General features: G+C 40.9%; 17 protein-coding genes. 3 read left to right on the top strand and 14 right to left on the bottom strand.

What is annotated here, in order from left to right; translation table 11 throughout:
* Positions 1–72 precede the first annotated feature (72 nt).
* The 6 genes from ACFQ19_RS01530 to ACFQ19_RS01555 all read right to left on the bottom strand — a co-directional run bounded on the left by ACFQ19_RS01530 (position 73) and on the right by ACFQ19_RS01555 (position 7255).
* Positions 73–1494, bottom strand: a complete 1422-nt coding sequence (locus ACFQ19_RS01530) for a glycoside hydrolase family 32 protein (protein ID WP_379590156.1) — start codon at positions 1492–1494, stop codon at positions 73–75.
* Between the two features lie 201 nt (positions 1495–1695).
* Positions 1696–2547, bottom strand: a complete 852-nt coding sequence (locus ACFQ19_RS01535) for an ROK family protein (RefSeq protein ID WP_379590157.1) — start codon at positions 2545–2547, stop codon at positions 1696–1698.
* 579 nt (positions 2548–3126) lie between these two features.
* Complete coding sequence (locus ACFQ19_RS01540; protein ID WP_379590158.1) at positions 3127–4119, bottom strand: LacI family DNA-binding transcriptional regulator; 993 nt, start codon at positions 4117–4119, stop codon at positions 3127–3129.
* Between the two features lie 158 nt (positions 4120–4277).
* Complete coding sequence (locus tag ACFQ19_RS01545) at positions 4278–4631, bottom strand: YxeA family protein (RefSeq protein ID WP_379590159.1); 354 nt, start codon at positions 4629–4631, stop codon at positions 4278–4280.
* 1 nt (position 4632) lies between these two features.
* On the bottom strand, positions 4633–6501 hold the full coding sequence (locus tag ACFQ19_RS01550; RefSeq protein ID WP_379590160.1) for an FtsX-like permease family protein: 1869 nt from the start codon (positions 6499–6501) through the stop codon (positions 4633–4635).
* A complete protein-coding gene (locus ACFQ19_RS01555) occupies positions 6488–7255 on the bottom strand; it encodes an ABC transporter ATP-binding protein (protein WP_379590161.1) in 768 nt (255 codons plus the stop codon). The genes ACFQ19_RS01550 and ACFQ19_RS01555 overlap by 14 nt, the downstream gene beginning before the upstream one ends.
* Before the next feature lie 198 nt (positions 7256–7453).
* Here ACFQ19_RS01555 and ACFQ19_RS01560 point away from each other — a divergent pair, with 198 nt between their 5' ends.
* Positions 7454–8164, top strand: coding sequence for a response regulator transcription factor (locus ACFQ19_RS01560; protein WP_379590162.1), 711 nt, complete (start codon positions 7454–7456; stop codon positions 8162–8164).
* 57 nt (positions 8165–8221) lie between these two features.
* The gene (locus ACFQ19_RS01565) at positions 8222–9595 is read left to right on the top strand and encodes a sensor histidine kinase (protein ID WP_379590163.1); all 1374 of its coding nucleotides are present in this window, start codon (positions 8222–8224) and stop codon (positions 9593–9595) included.
* A gap of 619 nt (positions 9596–10214) precedes the next feature.
* Here the strand turns inward: ACFQ19_RS01565 and ACFQ19_RS01570 are convergent.
* The 6 genes from ACFQ19_RS01570 to ACFQ19_RS01595 all read right to left on the bottom strand — a co-directional run bounded on the left by ACFQ19_RS01570 (position 10215) and on the right by ACFQ19_RS01595 (position 17046).
* Positions 10215–10493: a hypothetical protein gene (locus tag ACFQ19_RS01570; protein ID WP_379590164.1), complete on the bottom strand. Its 279-nt coding sequence runs from the start codon at positions 10491–10493 to the stop codon at positions 10215–10217.
* Between the two features lie 142 nt (positions 10494–10635).
* Positions 10636–12180: a solute symporter family protein gene (locus tag ACFQ19_RS01575; RefSeq protein WP_379590165.1), complete on the bottom strand. Its 1545-nt coding sequence runs from the start codon at positions 12178–12180 to the stop codon at positions 10636–10638.
* Positions 12177–12524: a DUF485 domain-containing protein gene (locus ACFQ19_RS01580; protein WP_379590166.1), complete on the bottom strand. Its 348-nt coding sequence runs from the start codon at positions 12522–12524 to the stop codon at positions 12177–12179. Before ACFQ19_RS01580 ends, ACFQ19_RS01575 begins: the two co-directional genes overlap by 4 nt.
* 471 nt (positions 12525–12995) lie before the next feature.
* A complete protein-coding gene (locus ACFQ19_RS01585) occupies positions 12996–13748 on the bottom strand; it encodes a LytR/AlgR family response regulator transcription factor (protein ID WP_379590167.1) in 753 nt (250 codons plus the stop codon).
* 20 nt (positions 13749–13768) lie between these two features.
* Positions 13769–15505: a LytS/YhcK type 5TM receptor domain-containing protein gene (locus ACFQ19_RS01590; protein ID WP_379590308.1), complete on the bottom strand. Its 1737-nt coding sequence runs from the start codon at positions 15503–15505 to the stop codon at positions 13769–13771.
* The gene (locus ACFQ19_RS01595) at positions 15505–17046 is read right to left on the bottom strand and encodes a solute symporter family protein (RefSeq protein WP_379590168.1); all 1542 of its coding nucleotides are present in this window, start codon (positions 17044–17046) and stop codon (positions 15505–15507) included. The genes ACFQ19_RS01590 and ACFQ19_RS01595 overlap by 1 nt, the downstream gene beginning before the upstream one ends.
* Positions 17047–17375: 329 nt before the next feature.
* On the opposite strand from ACFQ19_RS01595, the gene ACFQ19_RS01600 reads away from it, so the two are divergent.
* Complete coding sequence (locus ACFQ19_RS01600) at positions 17376–18263, top strand: fructose bisphosphate aldolase (RefSeq protein ID WP_379590169.1); 888 nt, start codon at positions 17376–17378, stop codon at positions 18261–18263.
* A gap of 59 nt (positions 18264–18322) precedes the next feature.
* Here ACFQ19_RS01600 and ACFQ19_RS01605 read toward each other — a convergent pair whose 3' ends face one another.
* A complete protein-coding gene (locus ACFQ19_RS01605; protein WP_379590170.1) occupies positions 18323–19759 on the bottom strand; it encodes a YfcC family protein in 1437 nt (478 codons plus the stop codon).
* Between the two features lie 106 nt (positions 19760–19865).
* On the bottom strand, positions 19866–21017 hold the full coding sequence (locus tag ACFQ19_RS01610) for a M20 family metallopeptidase (protein ID WP_379590171.1): 1152 nt from the start codon (positions 21015–21017) through the stop codon (positions 19866–19868).
* Positions 21018–21163: the final 146 nt, after the last annotated feature.

Below are 21163 nucleotides of genomic sequence, written 5' to 3' on the forward strand. Positions count from 1 at the left end.
ACCCTTTCTTTATACCTGTATAAAAATCTTTTAAACGTGCGGGGAGCTTATCCACCCCCGCACAACTAATTATTACCAAATAGAATGTAATTTTGACCATGTGATATTTTCTACCTGCACTGCTTCATTCACTGCGAATAATTCCAGTTGTGTTATCGTACCTTCTGGATAAATCGTATTCGTCGCTGTAAATAAACCATCATTTAAAAAGATTTCGATAGAAGATTTGTCAACAATTGCTTTCAAGGTTTTCACTTCTTTTTTATGCAGACTTCCTTTCACTTCTGCCGGAAAATCTTCCGAGAAGTCAGTGATGCCTTGATTCCGATAGAATGTATAAGCATTGGACTGTTGGTCTATCTCCAACCGAAAAGCTTCGCCCTGATCTGTCGTAAATGTCACGCCCCATTCGCTGCTGCCTGTCGTTTTTGCAAGTTGCAAATCTATCTCAGCTGTATCACTAATTGCATAGCTTTCTTTCTCGCCAGATGCAATCGTCGCGCCTGGGAAGGAAATAGCTTCTTCGTTGCCCTCTGCCGTAATTACTTCCTGTCTTAATAGTAGGTCGCCATCTTTTTCATATAATGACAGTTTCCGGGCCAGGCTCATAGCACTGCGCCAAGGAGATACCGGAGAAACGCCTGCATACTGCCAATTATTCATCCAGCCAATCCAGTATGTATCTTCTGTATTATCCCAGGTGACAGCGGCGTAAAAATCTTTTCCGGCATCAGCCCATTTTAATGCATCTTCCGGCTTTTCATTTGGATGAAATTCCTTGCCGTCAAAGTTTCCTGTAAAATAGTAAACTGCTGAACCGCCATTTGGCCCGTCTGCATTGATGCTTACAATAAGTACCCATTCTTTTTTTGAACGGTTCTCCACTGGTAAATAAAGCAAATCAGGACATTCCCAAACGCCAATATGGGAAGGATATTCTTTCCCAAATGAGGATAGGTAAGTCCAATCAATTAAATTCGGTGAACCATAAAATTGCATATGATCTCCGCATGCTAATACCATCACCCACTGCTTGCTGTCCTCATGCCAGGACACTTTTGGGTCACGGAAATCTTTTATTTTTGTATTCGGAATTACTGGATTCCCTTCATATTTTGTCCATGTTCTTCCTTTATCTGTACTATAGGCAATACTTTGCTGCTGACTTTTGCCATCCTGTGTATAAATAGCAACCAATCCGCCGGTATCGCTTTCAAACAAGCCACTGGTATTATGTTTATCGGCTACTGCCGATCCGGAAAAAATCGTTCCTAATTCATCCGGAGCTATCGCAACGCCAAGTTCCTCCCAGTGATACAAGTCTGTACTTGTGGCATGCCCCCAATTCATATTGGCATGATCACTGCCATGCGGATTGTATTGATAAAATAAATGATACTCTCCTTCGTAATAAACAAGACCATTCGGATCATTGATCCAATTCTCTTTTGGTGTAAAATGCAGTTGCGGCCGGTGTTTTTCCTGATATAACATGATAATCTTCCTTTCTTTTCAATTAATATATATTTATGAAAACCAATGAAAACGGTGTCAGCAATTTCTTACGTATAATCATCCTATATTTTTATCGATATGTCAACCGGTTGACATTAATTTTCATAATTTGCTTTTAGGCCATAAAAAGAGATGAATAAAAGGCGGTCTCTACAACCATTTATCCATCTCGATAATCATTTATGATTTTGCTGCTAAAGCAATACAGCCCTTCACACCTTGCTCATCATTTAACGCCGGAGCGACAATTAGCGCCTCTACATCCTCTACTTCGATGTAATCATTCAACAGTTCCATAAACTTTTCACGAATCATCGGATACAGTTTTTCCTGTTTCATGACACCGCCGCCAAGAATGATTTTTTCTGGAGAAAGAATCACAAAATAATCCATGATTGCTTGCGCCAGATAATATGCCTCCAATTCCCAAACATGGTCTTCATCCGCTAATTCTGCCCCTTTTATTCCATAGCGTGCTTCAATGGCCGGACCGGCAGCCAGTCCTTCCAAACAAGAGCCGTGGCTCGGGCATGCTCCTTCAAATGCATCATCCGGATGTTTTTGTAATAAAACATGTCCCATTTCCGAATGGTTTCTTCCTTGAAAGGCTTTACCATCCTGGACAAGTCCTGCCCCGATTCCGGTACCTACTGTTATGTAAAGACAACTTGCGGCATGCTTGCCGATTCCATATTCATATTCGCCCATGCTCGCAACAACAACGTCTGTTTGTATGGCCACGGGAACACTTAAACGTTTTTCAAGTTCTTCCATCAGCGGATAATAACGCCACGGAATCTTAGGGGTCTTTTCAATCATACCATAATTTTCACTGCCGGCTCGTAAATTAATTGGTCCAAATGCACCTACTCCCAATTTTTCAATCGGATGTTTTGCAAAAAATGCTTCTACTTTTGCTAATGTGTCATCCGGTGTGGTTGTTGGAAATGCCGTGCTATCTATGATCGTACCGTCCGGGTTCCCCACTGCGCACACAAACTTTGTCCCGCCCGCTTCAATTGCTCCTATCATCTTGGATACACTCCTTATTTCTTCTGTTGTTTAATTATTATAGCAGATTTTCATTCTATATAAATTGAATTAATAAACTTGTTTTTTTCTTTACTCAACTTACGCACTTTAAAAAGTAACTCCCATTCCATAGGAACGAGGGTAGATCGTTTCTTCCACACATCTGCTGATAAAGATGAGAAGGTAAGGTGTAAGGCGACCGCTGCGGCGGACCGTTTTGCTTTCCTAGGGGCACGCTCTTCAGCTAACTTTTGCCAAGAAGAGCACTTGGCAAAAGTGGATCTTCAGAGGGTGCTGATCCCTCAGGAGTCAAAACGGTCCGCCTCCGCTAGTAAGATATTATTTCTTTCATGCGCTGCAGCATCCTACTAGAGCGCAGGCCAACCACGGAGACTCCTATGGGAACAGGGCGAGCTGAAGATCCACTTGAAAAGCGGTTTTCTTTTCAAGTTAGCTGAAGCCGTCCCCATGGAAAGCGGAGTGGTTGGCCGGAGCGAACGCCAGAAGGTAAAATATTAATTTCAAGTTATATAAGTTACGATTTCACCTTTTTTCTACAATAGGGAAAGAAGCATTTTTTCACGTGAAACTTCCTGTTGTTTCCCCTTTCCAAAGCGAAACTGGAAATGTTTTTTCTTTCCTGTCATCCGATGTATTATCAATCTCCTGAATTAATGTTTGTACAGCATCATCAGCTATTTGATAGATTGGCTGAATAATTGTGGTGAGATTCGGATAAAGCGACCGTATGAGACTGGTTCCATCATAGCCGACAATCTTCAAATCTTCCGGCACCTTGTATCCTAAATGTTCGGCATATTGCAAAGTACGTATAGCCAGTAAATCGTCACTTGCAAAAATGCCATCTACATCCGGATGCTCCTCGAAAAGCTGCTGAATAGTACCAATATTACTTTCTAAGAAGGCAGCATCGGAAACAACATGATACGTTTCTGGTGTCCTGCCTGCTTCTTTCATTACTCTTTCATAGGCATATTGCCTGTTATTGGCCGGTGTTTCCAAATTGGCATCTCCATTGATATGAATGATCTTTTTGCAACCTGTTTCTAGCAGCTCCCTGCTCGCTAGTTCCCCGCCTTGGAAATTATCGGAGCTGACAACATGAATATGTTCAGATAAATAATGGTCAATGGCAACCGCAGGAAATTGCTGTTCCTTGTCTACCAGTCCACGGTTATAGGTAACGACGATCACCCCATCCACCTGATTCCGGCGCAGCATTTCCCAATATTTTTTTTCCTTGTCTGCTTCATGAAGACTATTACAAAGGAGCACCTTATACCCTTTTTCATCACAAATACTCTCAATATAAGCAACCAATTCTCCAAAGAATGGGTTGCCGGTAGAAGGAACAATCACACCAATCAAGTAACTGCGCTTGTTATACAACGAACGCGCAAGGTCATTGGGCACATAGTTAATTTCTTCCATTGCTGCATATACTTTATCTTTTGTTTTGCCGCTGATATATCCTCTGTCGTTTAGTACCCGGGAAACGGTTGTCGGGGATACACCCGCGACCTTCGCAACATCCTCGATTTTGGGTTTCATACAAAATCTTCTCCTTTAATCCCGCATTCATTATTCACATATATTCTTCATCATATCGGGTTTCTCTCATGACGTAAAGAACCATATGCTAAACGATTCAAAAAGCCATATAAGATCCAACCAATTTGTTGGGTCTTATATGGCTCCCTTCTGCCAAACTACAGTGCTTCTTCCACCGCAGCCGGCAATTCCTCTTCACTTACCTCATCATACGAAGAAACTTCATTATCATCATCCACGTAAAGCATGAGATAGGCTCCCTGCCGCAAATCCTTTTGCGCAGAAAATGTTACTTCAATTTCATCCCCATCTTCTGTATAAGCCGGCTGCTCATACCAATAAGTAGTCGCTATTTCGCCCGTGTCCAGTTTATCCTCTTCTGTACTTGCCGGTTCGTCCACTTGAATGTAAACATTATCTTTTCCTGCCCGATTAAAATCTACGGTCAGTAAAACAACAATGGCTGCTACAAATAAAACGACACCAAACAGTATAAAAATGAATTTTTTCATTCTAACCCTCCTGTACAATATTTCGTGTGATTGTTTTATTAAATCCTCTGACTGTCACCGCATAATATAAAATATAAATCACCGTATAAGCTGCCATCCAAATAATAACGGGCTCCAGCAAATTCGCTTGCAGCAGACTGGAAAATGCCATCAGTGCCACAGCTCCATGCATTAAACCCAACACCAGCGGCGCCAGGAAAATCAGGCCGACCTGATAACGGACCGTTTTTTTCATTTCTTTTTTGGAGACACCGATTTTATATAGTACGGTATATTTATCCTTATCCTCTTCTGCTTCTGTCATCATTTTAAAGAAAATGATGCTGCCAGTAGCCACTAAAAATACCAATCCTAAAAAGCTGCCGACGAATAACATCGCCCCAGAAGATGCAATCGCATCTTGATAGCTTTGTCCTGCACTGGAGAATCTCTCTGTATCAGTATTTGCTTCCAATTCCTTCGATAGATCTAAATGGTTTTTCTCATCAGCAATCTGCACTGCTTGATAAGTGGCATTTTCTCCATCTAGTTCTTGAAATGACGCATCATCCAATACCAAAGTTGGTCCGGGCAATGTCGGCGTATTTACAATCGGGTCTTGATAAAACTGATTGATTTTTTTCTCCTCGCCCTCGATAGCAACAGTTTCTTCTCTACCCTGCTGCATCTGTTCATCATAGAAAGGATCAACCATCATCACTTCATCTCTGCCCAGTTCGTGATCATCGATATCCCAACCGAGCGCTTCTGTTAATTTCATAAATGTTTCTTCATCAATAACATAATAGGACTGATCATATTGTTCTCCCGGTACAGTGATATCCTTCGCCTCAAAGCCGACAGCATCCTCTACCAGATCAGCATCCATATCCTGCTTCTCCCCTTCCCACATAAACGAGAAAGGCGCCACTGCTTCTACACTTTTATCCGTATTATAATACGTTCCGAATATTGCTCCGCCCGCTGTAATCGTTGTTGCGCTCAACGTCGCAATAATGGTTAATGTTTTTGCGTTTCCGCGAATCCGGTAAAGAAGCTGGGAGGATGTCATGAGATGAAGCCCTTTCCAAGCCCATTTCTTCCTTCTTTTCAAGATATTTAAAATATAAACAAGGACACTATTAAATAAGAGATATGATCCTAAAATCGTTAATCCAATGATTATCAGCGGCATCGCCAAGCCTAAAACCCGCCAAGCCGATGAAGTCATTAAATCCTGCAGCGCCAGCCAGTAAGCTAAAACTAACGACAGAACACCAACCAAAGCTGAAATCATCCGTGCTTTTGGTTGTTCTTCTCCTTTTTTCTCAGCATGGAATAATTCAATCAGCTTAAATTGATAAATCACACGATACCCCATTAAAGAAGTCACTAAGAAAATCAGGAAAAAGACCAGTACTGTCTCGATAACTGCCTGCATGGAAAATGCAAAACCGACAGAAAGCGATAAGCCCATCAGTTTTAATAAAAGCGATAGTAAAGCCTGTGACAGAAAGAATCCCAACCCGACACCAATGACCAGCGAAATGATTCCAATCACGATATTCTCAAAAAATAATAGAAAACCAATAGCTCGTTTACGTACTCCCAACAAGGAATATAAAGCAACTTCTTTCTTCCTTCTTTTCATAAAAAAGGAATTCGAATATAGAATAAAAATAGCTACAAAAATCATTAATACAAAAGCTGAAGAACTCATAATGCCCTGCATCTGCTTGGAAGTTTCCGCTAAACCGCTGATATCATCACTATGCTTCAACGTGGCAAAGGTAAAATAAATGATAATCGAGAAAATGGTGGCGCCGATATATAAACCATAGCTTTTCATATTTCTGCGAATATTTTTTAAAGCTAAATCAAACAACGTCATTCCCATCACCGCCTAATTCTGCCAACTCATCTAATATCATCTGGAAAAATTCCTTTCTTGTACATGTTCCACGGACCAGTTCATCCGATAAAGCACCATCTTTGATAAACAGAATGCGCCTGCAGAAACTAGCTGCATATGCATCATGTGTTACGAGCATAACTGTCGTTTCATGCGTTTCATTCAGATTGCTCAAGCTCTCTAACAAATCGGTAGCTGATTTGGAATCAAGTGCACCCGTAGGTTCATCTGCAAAAATAAGCTTTGGATCGGATATAATAGCGCGGCAGGAAGCTGTACGCTGTTTTTGTCCGCCTGAAATCTGATATGGGTACTTATTCAATATTTCCTCTATTCCAAATGAACGGGAAATAGCTTGGACCTTTGCTTCAATTTCCTTTGCCGGTTTTTTAGCAACAGCAAGCGGAAGCAAAATATTTTCCCGCACTGTTAACGAATCCAGCAAATTATAGTCCTGAAAAATAAAGCCTAAGTGGTCCCGACGAAAATCGGCCAATTTATTTTCCTTCATCTTGGCGATATTGTCTTCCTCTACATAAATATCACCGTTTGTCGGTGCATCAATCGTCGCCAGTACATTGAGAAGCGTGGATTTCCCTGCTCCAGACGGCCCCATCACGCCTACAAATTCGCCATGCTCGATGGTAAAAGAAATATTCTTTAACGCTTGAAATGTATTTGCGCCTTTTCCATATATTTTTTCGACATTATCTACTTTTAATAAATGCTCCATATTATTGCACCTCTTTTGAATTACTTTATCTTTACTATAGCCCCTCATCCTTAAACAGCCATCAATGTAACCTTACAAAATGTTTAAATCTGTCTCATACTTGAACAATTCCTGTTAAGATAGTAATAATTCAACTTTTTCGTAAATAATAAACACATACTGATTTGATATAGAAATAAAGAAAGGCGGGAACTTCATATGGATAAACCGAAGATTTTAATTGTGGATGATGAACAGGACCTGTGTCAGCTCATGAAAACGGCGCTTCAAAAAGAAGGAATGACGGAAGTTGCTACAGCGGGGTCTATCAAAGAAGGATGGAAGCAATTCACCAGTTTTGAACCGGATTTGGCTATATTAGATATCATGCTTCCGGACGGGGAAGGCTATGATTTATGCCGGAAAATCCGGGAAGTATCACGTATTCCGATTCTATTTTTATCCGCAAAGTCGGATGAAATCGATAAAATACTTGGACTGGCTATTGGCGGAGATGACTATATAACGAAGCCGTTCAGTCCAAAAGAAATGGCTTACCGTGTCAAAGCACAGCTGCGCCGGGCAGGAGTATATACCATGGAAGCTGTCAGTTCCCACGCACCAACTCAAGCAGACAAAAATATTGGTGTTTTTACCATGAATGGGGATGAAACGGAAATAAGCAAAGATGGCGAAATTCTAGAGTTAACCGCTAAAGAAGTCGGTTTAATGGCATGCTTTCTGCGCAATCCAAAACATATTTTAAGCAAGGAAACCTTATTCGAAACCGTATGGGGCGAAGAATTTTATGGAGCAGATAACACGTTAATGGTGCATATTCGCAGGCTGCGGGAAAAAATTGAAGAGAACCCGTCAGAACCTGCTTATATTGTGACAGTAAAAGGTTTGGGGTATCGTTTTAATCCATAACGGTTCATGTAAACATCCCGTCAGCAATTTTGAATTCGAAAAAGGAGTAAATGCATCATGAAATGGAAACTCACCATTCGCTATCTTATTTCCATTCTTAGTATTGTCTTTATCGTCAGCATTGTGAATAGTATTATACTTATTGCATTATTATTTTCGCAACGGAATGAAAACCCGGAAGATATTACACATGATACCGGAGAAAACTTCACCCGCAGCTTCTCTGAATATTTATCAATGGAAAATGGTACGCCGACTGTCTCAGAGGAAGGGAGAAATGCGCTGGCCCGTTTTGGCGCCTGGCTGCAAATACTGGATGACGGCGGGAATGTTATATCCGATGAATACGCACCGGATAGTGCTGCTACACACTATACACCGCTTGAATTAGTTCATAAATATAAATACATGGATGATGATATGAACACCTACTTTATCAGTGAATTTGAGGGATACAGCTATATCGTCGGTGTCCCGGAGTCCCAGCAGCAACGAACGATTATTATGGCTGATCCGCAACAGGTTTTCAAGTATGCTTCCCAGTTCTTAGGAGCTATTATTGTGGTTGACTTAATTATCGCTGGTATTGTCGGATTTCTGTTCAGTACGGTGTTAGCCAAACCTGTTTCACGCATTATCGAACGGATTAGTGAATTAAAAGAAAGAAAATTTGAGCCGAAAAAAATGAAGCGTCCAGGAGTATTTAAACGCGTGTTTGCCAATTTAAACGACGTATCTGAAACCTTGCAGGCACATGAAAATGAACGGCAAAAACTGGAGAAGATGCGTAATGAATGGGTCAGTAATGTGTCGCATGATATTAAAACACCACTCGCATCCATCCGCGGTTATGCAGAATTACTGAGCAATGCGGATGTCTCTGCAGAAGAGCGTATGGAGTATGCGGAAGTTATTGAACGGCAATCTATCTATATGAAAGAGCTGCTCGATGATTTTAACTTAACGATGCGCCTCCGGAATCAGGAAATGGAACTTCATCTGCAAGACATACGAGTAGAAGGTTTTGTTCGAAAAATTATTATTGATTTATTGAATGACCCGCAATTCCAGGCACATGATATTGACTTTAGCAGCAATGCGCCTGCATTAACCTGGAATATTGATCAGCATCTAATGAAGCGGGCGTTACTCAACTTTATTATCAATGCATTAATTCACAATAATGAAGACGTGAAAGTCACTGTAGAAGTACAAGAAGATGGGATTATTATCCGTGATAACGGCAAAGGGATTAAACCAGAGGAACAGGCCCAGATTTTTGACCGTTATTATCGCGGCACGAGTACCACGTCACGCGGCACCGGACTTGGGCTGGCCATTTCAAGAGATATTATTCAGGCACATGGCGGGGATGTAGAAATGGAAAGTGAAGTCGGGGAAGGAACGATGTTTAAGATTCGGATGGATTAATGTTTGGAGCAGTAAGAAACTGCTGTCGCTTCATTATTTCTTGAAAATATATAAATAAGGGCATAAATAAGGGTATAACGGGAATAATATAATAGAACCTTTATTTTAAATGAGGGAGTATCATCCTATTGACAGGGGACTTCGTTTGGATTAAAATAAAGGTGTAAACAAATATACGTGTCACATTCCCTGCTTACGGGAAAGTGTGAAAAAGAGCTGACTGACTATCGGCTCTTTTTTATGAAAAAAACGCCATGTGAAATCACATGACGGAAGAAAATTAAGAAAACCAGTCTTTGATGTGGGATATGATTTTACAAAGGTTGACTAGACCTTCAATCATATTCTTTTTCCTGTGATAATTTTCTCGAAGTTTTTCTTTTCTACGTGTCTTTCTGCTCACGGGAAAGCGCACCTCCTTTCAAGGAGGATTTTACGCATACAGCAGATTTTCTGCCGCATACGTTCTATTTTACCATAGATTAGTATGAAACCGGTATCAATACTCCAAAACTTATTACAACGCGTCTAGTGAATGGTATTATTCCCTGGATAGTAACCATTGAACAAACAGCTAGAAAGACTTTCGTAAACTGTATGAACGATGCAAGGTCTGCTGTTATAATTTCTTCTTGTTCAAAATAACGATAGACAAGTAAATAAATAGCAAAGATAAAAAAATAGAAACAAGCATCGCAGGCAGGTAGTCTCCTAAACTGGAAGCACCCTGCAAGAAGTTCATATTTTCACGAATCAGCGAAATTGGATTATAACGCTCGAGTTGTTCAAAAATAGTCAACATAAATAAAATAACCACGAATCCTCCTGTAAGCAGCAAGCCTTCATAACTGTTTCTGGAGATGGTTGAAGATAAGAGAATCACCGTTACCAGCAACATTCCAAACAACCATAAAGGAAAAGCTGCCATGTGCTATTACATGGCAGCAAACATTTATTTCATCAACGAAAATATAATGGACACAAAAAAGCTGTTGCATAACCCATTCACGGATTATGCAACAGCTTCTTTTTCACCCTCTTTAATGACTCACTCCACTGCTCTTATACCCTGTATTCGCCTTTACCTTCACTTCTGCATAACGTCTCCTATCCGTTTCCTTCGATAGCATCGTACCTAAAAATCCTCCCAGGAAACCAAGCGGAACCGAAACAAGCGCCGGGTTTGTCAGCGGGAAGATTGGCTCTCCTACAAATAATGCCGCTCCCTCAACCGGAGAGAATACACTCGGGCTGAGCGACACTAAAATTAATGCGGAGAGTAAACCAGTCAGCATAGCTGTCACAGCCCCTGCTGTATTGAATCTTTTCCAATAGATGGTGTAAAGAATAACCGGTAAATTGGCGCTTGCCGCAATACAGAAGGCTAATGAAACAAGGAACGCAACATTTAAATATTGCGCAAATAAAGCTAAAACAATGGACAGAACAGATACAGCCAAAGAAGCATAACGTGCAGCTAACACTTGCTCTTTTTCTGTCGTCTTCCCTTTTCTAATAATCTGTCCGTATAAATCATGGGCAAAAGCGGAGGCTCCAGAAAGCACTAGTCCTGCCACGACGGCTAAAATCGTCGCAAAAGCAACTGCTGATATAAAAGCAAACAGAATGTCGCCGCCTATGACTTGCGCCAGTAAAGGAGCTGCCATATTGCCTCCCGGATTTGCTGCTAAAATATTTTCAAACCCGACAAAGGCTGCTGCACCAAAACCTAAGAATAATGTCAGTACATAGAAAATACCGATAACCCATGTGGCAATAACCACGGAACTTCTTGCCGTCGGAGCGTCACGAACGGTAAAGAACCGCATGAGAATATGAGGCAATCCCGCCGTCCCCAATACTAATGCCAGCATAAGCGAGATGGTGCTGAGCGGCTCAGTATATTGCAAACCAGGCATTAAATACGCTTCCCCATGCGCTGTCACAGACTTTACGTCAGTAAACATCTGTCCAATATTAAAATTAAATTTTAATAAAACTAGAAACGCCATGACGACCATTCCAGCCATCAACAGAACAGCTTTGACAATTTGCACCCAGCTCGTCGCAATCATACCGCCAAATAATACGTAAATCGTCATCATGACACCAACAATCAGAACAGCTATCCAATAATCAATACCAAAAAGGAGCTGTATTAAAGCGCCAGCACCTACGAGCTGTGCAATCATATAAAACGTACTGATTGTAATGGTATTCAGTGCTGCTGCTCCCCGAACTTTCTTTGCATCAAAACGGGAATTAATCATGTCTGCCAAGGTATATTTCCCAAGATTACGCAATGGCTCTGCAACCAGGAAGAGCACTACTAAATACGCAATTAAGAAACCAATACTGTAGAAAAATCCATCAAAACCGTATAATGCAATCGCTCCGGCAATTCCTAAAAAAGATGCGGCTGATAAATAATCGCCCGCAATAGCCAAACCATTTTGCATTCCGGTAAGTCCTCCGCCGGCAGTATAAAAATCTCCGGCCGTTTGTGTTTTTCTTGCAGCAAAAAATGTGATAACCAGTGTCAGCAGAACAATAGCAAGAAAAAGGATTATAACCGTTGCACTCATTGTTCCTCTCCTCCTTTTTCTATCTCTCGTATAATTTCATTTGCCTGCTTATCAAAGGTAGCTGCTTTCTTGACGTAAACAGTGCACAGAACCCACGTCATGACGAACTGCGCTAAAGCAAACAGCCAAACCCAGGAAATATCACCAATTGCCGGTGTGTTTAAAAAAGTTGTATAAGACGTTAAAATTGGAAGTAAGAAATAAAATACCAGGAAAAAGATTGTTAAAGGGATAATAAATTTTTTTCGATCGTGCATCAATTTTTTAAAAGACGCGCTTTCGGTTACTTGTACATAATCAACTTCTTTTGCAGGGTCCTGCTTATATTCTTTTTCTGCACCCATCTGCATCCTCCTCGAAAATCGGAACGAAAGGTTTCCAGGCTGCCAGCTCTTCATGTAGAAAAAGTTCCCCCTGATTCCAAGTCTTAGATGCACGCCCCACGCTTGCATCTGCACATGATGAATAGCTTCTTCCCTGCGTGCCGAAAACCTTTCATCTCCTTTGAGTCATTCATCAGCTTCTCTCTTTCAATGACCATTTTTTCCTTCTAATTGACCCTCAACAGCTGCATTTGTCATCTTAAACCAGCATTCCCCCTCGCCTTTTTTTATCCTTTTTGTAAACGCTTTCTTCATTATAAAGGATGATGCTTATGCTCGTATGGATATTTGCTTCAACGGTTCAAATGAAAGCATGAATGGTTGTCATCCCGGGATGAGCGGTTGACACCTTCGCAAGCTCAATTATTGTTGCCGTGTTTTAAGCAAAAACCTTCATTACACTTTGGCAGCTAAGAATGGATATCCGCTTTCTTAGCTGCCAAATAAATCAAATAGATGCTTTCTGGCTGTCCGGCTAACGGGAATTTTAGTCTGCTTTTCATCCTTTAAAGTGATATTGCTTGCTCCGTTAAACCATGGCGTAATCTCCTGGATATGATTTAAATTCACCAGATAACTGCGATGAGTTCTGAAAAAAGCGTGTCCTTGCAATTTCTTTTCCAGCTCTTGCAGTGTCATTTTGCTATAAATTATCCTGTCCTCGGTATGAATTTCCAGCATCCGTTTGTGCGGAACAGCATAATAGATGGCATCCGGAGATAAGACAATCGTTCGGTCTTCATCATCAACCAAAAGTTTTGCAGACGAAGCCATATGTTGATTGGCATCCATTCCTTTACTGCTGACTGATTGCTGCATTCGTTTGCGGAGGCGATGCATAGCTGTTTGAAATCTGGCTGTATCATAAGGCTTCAGCATATAATCCACCGCTTCTATTTCAAAAGCTTCTACCGCATAGTCGTCGTAAGCCGTTGTAAAAATAAATAATGGCGGTTTAATATAAGCAAGTTCCATAATTTTCTTTGCAGCGGCTACACCGCGTATGCCCGGCATATGCACATCCAAAAAAATCACATCTGGATCATGTTCTTTATACAGTTCAACCAACTGATCCCCTGTTTCTGCACTGGGCAAAAGTTTGACGTCTTTTTCCCTTTCCAATAAATAGACTAATTCTTCCCGTGCTAATTGCTCATCTTCCGCAATCATGATATGCATTTTCATCAGAAAAACCTTCCTTTCTATTATTCATGGCAGGGAATACTGAAATAAACCTCACTCCCGCCCGCAGATAAATTCTGCACATGCAGACGCGCCTCTTCACCGAGTAAATTCATTAAACGCTGGTTCACATTATATAAACCTGTTCCGCCATGCTGCTTCTCCGTCAACACTGCTTCTCCAGCCTGCTGTAATACAGATTCCGGAAATCCCTGTCCATTATCCCGGACGCTTATCAGAACCCGCCCGTCTTTCCTTTCCATCTCTACTACTACTTTTCCTCCCTCTGAAACATGCTCTAACCCATGTCTGACACTGTTTTCCACCAACGGCTGAATCGTTGACGGCGGAATTAACAAGTGGGCAGTTTCTTCCGGCTGTAGAAAATGAATGTGCATCCTGCCCGTAAAGCGCGTCTGAATAATCGCAATATATGCTTTGACATGTTCTGTTTCCTTTTCTAACGGAACCAAATGAGTAGATACCAGTTTGAGATTAAATCGCATAAAGTTTGCTAATTGTATCGTGATATCTCTCGCTTTTTCAGGATCTTTCCGAAACAAAGCAGCAATCATATGCAACGTATTAAATAAAAAATGCGGATTAATCTGAGCTTGTAAATTACTTAATTCTGCATCACGGGTATGCAGTTCAAGCCGTTCTGCTTTCATCGTTTTTAATTGATTTGCAATTAATTGGAAAAGCCCTTCCGCCAGCATGACCTCCACCGGACGAATATGCTGCGGTTTACGAAAATATAATTTAATCAGGCCGATAGTTTGCTGCGCTTCTATCATCGGGATAATAATCACCGATTCCAACGGACAATTTTTATGCGTACATTGAATCTCTGTTTTTGAATAAGCGACCAATATGTTTTGTGATGTCAACGCCCGCTGAGAAAGAGATGTTCTTAACGGATTTCCAATATGATGATGGTCTCCCCCCATTCCCTTATGCGCCATCACTTCTTTTTCATTTGTCACCGTCACCGCAGCCAACTTCAAGCGGGCGTAAAACAAATCAGCGATTCCTTCCGCTTTCTTTTGAAATGTTTCCTCTTTCAAAAAAGGCAAAGCTTCTTCCACAATAGTTAAAGCCTGTCTTGTTGCAAATGCCGCTTCATTTTCCTGTTCCCTGAGCACAATGGCTATCATGGCAGTAAAAATAGCAATGGCAATACTGTTTGACAATACAACAGGCAATCCAATCGTATTAACCAGCTCAATCATTGCTCTGTCCTGCGAATCAAAAATAAGTAATAAGTGCATTAATAAAATAGGCGGAAATATACCGATAAAAAGAGCTTTGACCGGTGATATAACACGTTCCTGCGAAAAAAATCGAGCAGTAAACCCAGCAAGCAGTCCAGTCAGCGGATTAACAAGACTATTGGCCAGAAAACCGATGCCGCCGAGAAAAAATAAATGCGTACCAGCAATAATTCCAGCTCCCAGGCCAACAACCGGCCCTCCTAACAGCCCGGCAATGACGATAGCAACCAGACTGGAACTGACCACCATCTGATCTGCTTCCACATGCCAGACAAAGGTATTGATCACCGTAAAATCACTGTCGATAACAACGCCTGTTAATGTCCCGGCAATGCCAAACAAACCAAAAACGCATGCGTGCAGCCCTGCCATTTTAAAACGGAATTCACGGTAAAGCAACGACCGGAAACCCGGAATGCGAGTTAAAACAAATGCAATCACCAGTAATAAACCCAAACGTTCAAATAAAACAATGGTCAAATGCATCACGGGCGCTCTCTCCTTATACCGGCACCTGTTTGTGCTTGCAGATAAAATGCAGAAAACGACACAGCACTTTCCTTATCCCGTGAAAGCACGGCCCCCAGATATGCACCCAAAAATCCAGCAGGAATAGCAATAATCCCCGGATTATAAAGGGGGATCAGCGGATCGACGGCAATCCATCCGCCATCCGGGTTCATCACATGCGGCCCCAAAAATAAAAGCACCAGCGACACGATTAAACCAGACAGCATCCCGGTGATAGCGCCGGTTTGGTTGAACCGTCGCCAGTAAATGGTAAATAAAAGCACAGGCAGATTACTGGATGCCGCTACAATGAATGTTAAAGAAACCAGAAATGTGACATTCATATTCCGTAACCCAAGCGCAAACAAGGTAGAAAGCAGACCAATGAAAAATGCTGTCCAGCGTGCTGCACGTACACGTTTTTTTTCCGAAACATTTTCTTTTTTAATAAGGTGAAAATAAATATCATGAGAAAAAGCCGTTGTTGCAGAGATAACCAAACCAGCTACAACAGCAACAATCGTTGTAAACGCAATCGCTGCGATAAAAGCCATTAAGAAATCTCCTCCCAGCGTCTCTGCTAATAATGGCGCAGCTAAATTTCCAAACGGATCCAGCATCATCAGCTCCTCAAACCCTACCAAAGCAACCGTACCTAACCCTAAGACAAGCGCAATCAAATAAAATGCACCGATAATCCAGCTTGCTGTTAGCAGGGATTTACGTACTTCCACAGTATTCCGTACCGTAAATAAACGGATTAAAATATGCGGAAGTCCCGCAGTGCCTAAAACTAACGCAAGATGAAGTGAAATCGTTTCCAAAGGATTGTTAAATAAATGCCCCGGAAATGAAAATTGATTGCCTAAGGGGGACCGCAATGTAACCTGTTCCAAGAGGTTGGGAACACTCCAGTTAAACCGCGCAAGTACAATGAGTGCAAGCAAAAATGTACCGGATAGAAGCAGCACTGTTTTGACAATCTGTACCCAGCTTGTTGCAAACATCCCGCCAAACACAACATAAATGGTCATCAATATCCCGATAATTAAAACCGAAGCAGAGTAATTGATATTCAGCAGTAAACGAATTAACAGCCCGGCAGCAACCAATTGCGGAATCATATAAAAGACAGAAATAATTAAAGCTCCTACCGCCATCGTTCCCCGCATTTTGTAGCTTGGAAAACGTGCACAAATCACATCGCCTAATGAATACCTCCCTAAACGATGTACCGGCTCCGCAATAAAGAATAAGACAATTAAATAAGAAACTAAAAATCCAATAGCATATAAAAATCCATCAAAACCATTGATTGCAATCGTACCGACAATGCCTAAAAAGGAAGCTGCACTAATATAATCCCCTGAAATCGCCATCCCGTTTTGCAAGCCTGTTAAACTCCCGGAAGCAATATAAAACTGATTCGTTGTTTTACTTTGTCTCGCCGCCCAATAAGTTATTATCAGCGTACAAATGACTATACAGAGAAAAAAGAGCAGGTAGGTAATGTTCATAAATACCCCCTCACCTTCAAAGTATTTTTTATTCCAAAAGCCTTGTGCACTATTGCTGAACATTTATAGATATCTAAAATATGTAAAAATTGCTTAAATTGCATTTTTTATTTACTATAAATTGTATATTACTCGTGATAATAAGTAAAGATATGCTTTATCAGCAAAATAATAATCCCTATTTTAATAATTGAATAGAATGAAAACTATCTTTCCTCTACGCAAAATACTATAATCTATTATTATTTAGTGCTACAATAGAAGGTGGAGTTACTTCAAACAGTTTCACAAGCCGATATATCGGCTCAATACAAAAAGGAGTGAAAGTGATGCAGGAAAATCAATTAGAAAAAGTAAAACATGGACAAGGATTTATCGCAGCACTGGATCAAAGTGGCGGAAGTACACCAAAAGCTTTAGCTGCTTATGGTATCCCTGAACACACTTATGATGGTGAAGAAGAAATGTTTGATTTAGTCCACGAAATGCGGACAAGAATCATTACGTCACCTTCCTTTAACTCTGATCAAATTATTGGCGCTATTCTTTTTGAACAAACCATGGATCGGAAAATTGAAGGGAAATATACAGGAGATTACCTTGCAGAAGACAAAGGAATCGTTCCATTCTTAAAAGTGGACAAAGGACTGGCAGAAGAAGCAGACGGCGTTCAACTTATGAAACCAATTGATGATTTACAAGAAACATTAGACCGCGCTAATGAACGCAATATTTTCGGCACAAAAATGCGCTCTGTTATAAATGAGGACAACAGAGAAGGCATTAAAAAAGTGGTAGACCAGCAATTTGAAATCGGAAAACAAATCATCGCTTCCGGACTGGTACCAATTATTGAGCCGGAAGTAGATATTAACAGTCCTTCTAAAGAAGATAGTGAAGAAATTCTGAAAGCAAATATTCTGGAACATTTAAATCAGTTGAACTCCGATCAACTAGTTATGCTGAAATTATCTATTCCAACGCAAGATAATTTATATAGAGAATTAATTGACCACCCGAACGTAATTCGTGTTGTTGCACTATCCGGCGGTTATTCCACAGATGATGCCAATACGAAATTGAAAGATAACAAAGGACTTATTGCCAGCTTCTCCAGAGCACTGAGCCAGGATTTAAATGTGCATCAGTCTCAGGAAGAATTTGATGCAGTGCTGAAACAAGCTGTCGATTCTATCTATGAAGCTTCTATTTCCTAATGCTTCAAAAAAGGTTATGTACAGACATTTTATTCTGTCTGCACATAACCTTTCTTTTTTTATGCTATCCAAATGAACATATGAACGATGGTAAGAATAATTCCGCCTACAAGATAAGACAGGAGAATCAACGGAATAACCCAGCGGAACCAGGTTGTCCATGGAATTTTAGCAATTGCCAACGAAGCCATAAGCACCCCAGCTGTAGGTGTAATGGAGTTAGATATACCATCCCCCAGTTGGAAAGCCAGCACTGCTGTTTGTCTGCTTACTCCTGTAAGGTCAGATAATGGTGTCATAATCGGCATTGTTAAAGCAGCCTGTCCACTTCCAGATGGCACCAGAAAGTTCAGTATACTCTGAAACACATACATGCCAATCGCTGAAAAAGCTGTAGGAAGCTGACTTACCAGATTCGATGCCGCGAATAAAATCGTATCAATTGTATTGCTTTCTTCTAAAACAACCAGAATCCCGTAAGCGAATCCGACAACTAATGCTCCGACAATCAAATCCTTACAGCCTTCAATAAAGGACTCTGCAATCTGATTCACACGCAGATTGCCAACAAAACCAGCAATCACTCCCATGATTAAGAAGAGAGAAGCTATCTCCAAAATGAACCAATCAAAATAAATGACACCGACTGCCAAAATAATAACTGTAGCGACTAATAAGCCAATAATAATGCTTTGTCTCCCTGTCAGTTTATTATACTGGCTGCTTAAATTATCTAGTTTTCTATCACTATCAATCTTGTACATCAAGCTCTTTTCCGGATTCTTCTTCACTTTTCTCGCATAAAGCATTACAAACGTAATATTGATTGTGACAAAGATAATCCACATCACAAGACGGATAGCCATTCCCGAGAATGTAGGAAGTTCAGCAATTCCTTGCGCTACCCCGACTGTAAATGGGTTCATAAAGGATGCAGTAAATCCTGCACCAGAACCGATGATTACCATTGCAGCACCGGTTAAAGAATCAAAGCCTAATTTAATGGCTAAAGGAACCAGAATCATAATAAACGGAATCGTTTCTTCTGACATTCCGAACGTCCCGCCCCCCAATGCAAACAGGGACATAATAACAGGAATCAGATAAATTTCTTTATCTGCCATCTTCATCGATAAATTGGCGAGTCCTGTTTCAATCGCTTTCGTTGCATTTAAAATACCAAAAGCTCCGCCGACAATAAAAATAAAGAAAATAATATCTGCACTTTGCGTCATCCCTTTATGAACGGTCTGAAAGACTTCAAAAAATCCAGTAGGGCTTCCTTCTGCTTCTTGGTATGTATCATTAATAACAACGGTTCTTTCTGTACCATTCACATTGGTTGTTTCCCGCTCATATTCTCCAGCCGGAATAAAATAGGTTAGTACTGCTGTAATAATAATCAGTCCAAACATAAGCGCAAAAACATGGGGGAATTCCCATTTTTTCTTCGGTTTCTGTGCATTTCCACCCGCCGTACTTACATTTTCACTCATGGCAAGCGCTCCTTTTTTCTAAGTTGATAAATAAAAAACAGGCAGTTTACTGCTTTTAGAAAGAAATAAACTACCTGTTCCAGTGAGATATAAACCGACGTCACCCTTATCGATTTTCAAATTCTTCTTGAATCGCATGTAGTAAATCTTTGTTGACGATAATATCGTATCCAGTATGTGCCAATGCTAGAACAGCATCATGAATCGCCGCTTCCCCATCCGGCGTGATCGTTTTGTCCGCAAATTCCTTCGTATGGAACACAAGTCCCGGTTCATTTAATCCGGCAAAGGGATGAATCGACGGAACAACCTGACTGACATTCCCCATATCTGCTGACCCTGTTGCCGGAACAGCCGGATAAACAGGATTGGAGCTATAAGCTTTCATATGCTTTGTAAAGGTTTCTGATAAACTTTGGTTTGTAATCATATTATCGTAGCTCAGCTCATAGTTGGAAATTTCTACAGAAGCCCCTGTCATCAAGCAAGCCCCCTCTGCAATATTCCGCACTTTTTCTCCAAGCCCGTCCACTAGTTTCCGTTCATTGGCACGAATATAAAATTGTGCAGTAGCTTCAGCCGGGACAATGCCCGCCGCTTCTCCTCCTTTTGTGATAATACCATGTATCCGCACATCATCCGGAACATGTTCACGAAGCGCGTTTATCCCGTTAAATAATTGAATTACCGCATCCAGCGCATTAATCCCTTGCTCTGGGGAAGCCGCTGCATGTGCTGCTTTTCCTGTAAAATCAAACTGCAGTGCATCCATCGCCAGCATCGGACCGCTCTCGGAAGATACATCCGCCCCGTGCACCATCATGGCAACATCAATATCATCAAATGTTCCCTGTTCACTCATCGGTACTTTTGCTCCGCTTGTTTCTTCTGCAGGTGTACCTAAAACCACCACCTTGCCGCCGATTTCATCTGCCTGCTGACGAAGGATAACTCCTGCTCCGACAGCAAATGTAGCAATTAAATTATGACCGCATCCATGTCCGATTCCAGGAAGCGCATCATATTCTGCTAAATAAGCAATCGTCGGTCCGGGTTTACCGCTTGTATATTCTGCGCGGAAAGCAGTCGGACGGTCAACAACCCCTGTTTCCACTTCAAAATCATGGCTTTTTAAATAAGCAACCAGTAACTTCATAGATTCAAATTCTTCATCTCCGAGCTCTGGGTTTTCATATAATTGATTACTGATATGAATCAGTTCATTTTGGATTGATTCGTAATTTTTTTCTAATGACATTTGATGATAAGCCTCCTAAATCTAAAAATTTATTATATCACAAATGTATTTTCATGCAAAATTATGTGTTGATATGCATTATAACATACATCAAAAGAGAATAGTAAAAAAATCAGGAAACGGACACATGAAAACACAGAACATCT

It is taken from the genome of Oceanobacillus locisalsi (genome assembly GCF_042675985.1).
Classification (GTDB): domain Bacteria; phylum Bacillota; class Bacilli; order Bacillales; family Amphibacillaceae; genus Oceanobacillus; species Oceanobacillus locisalsi.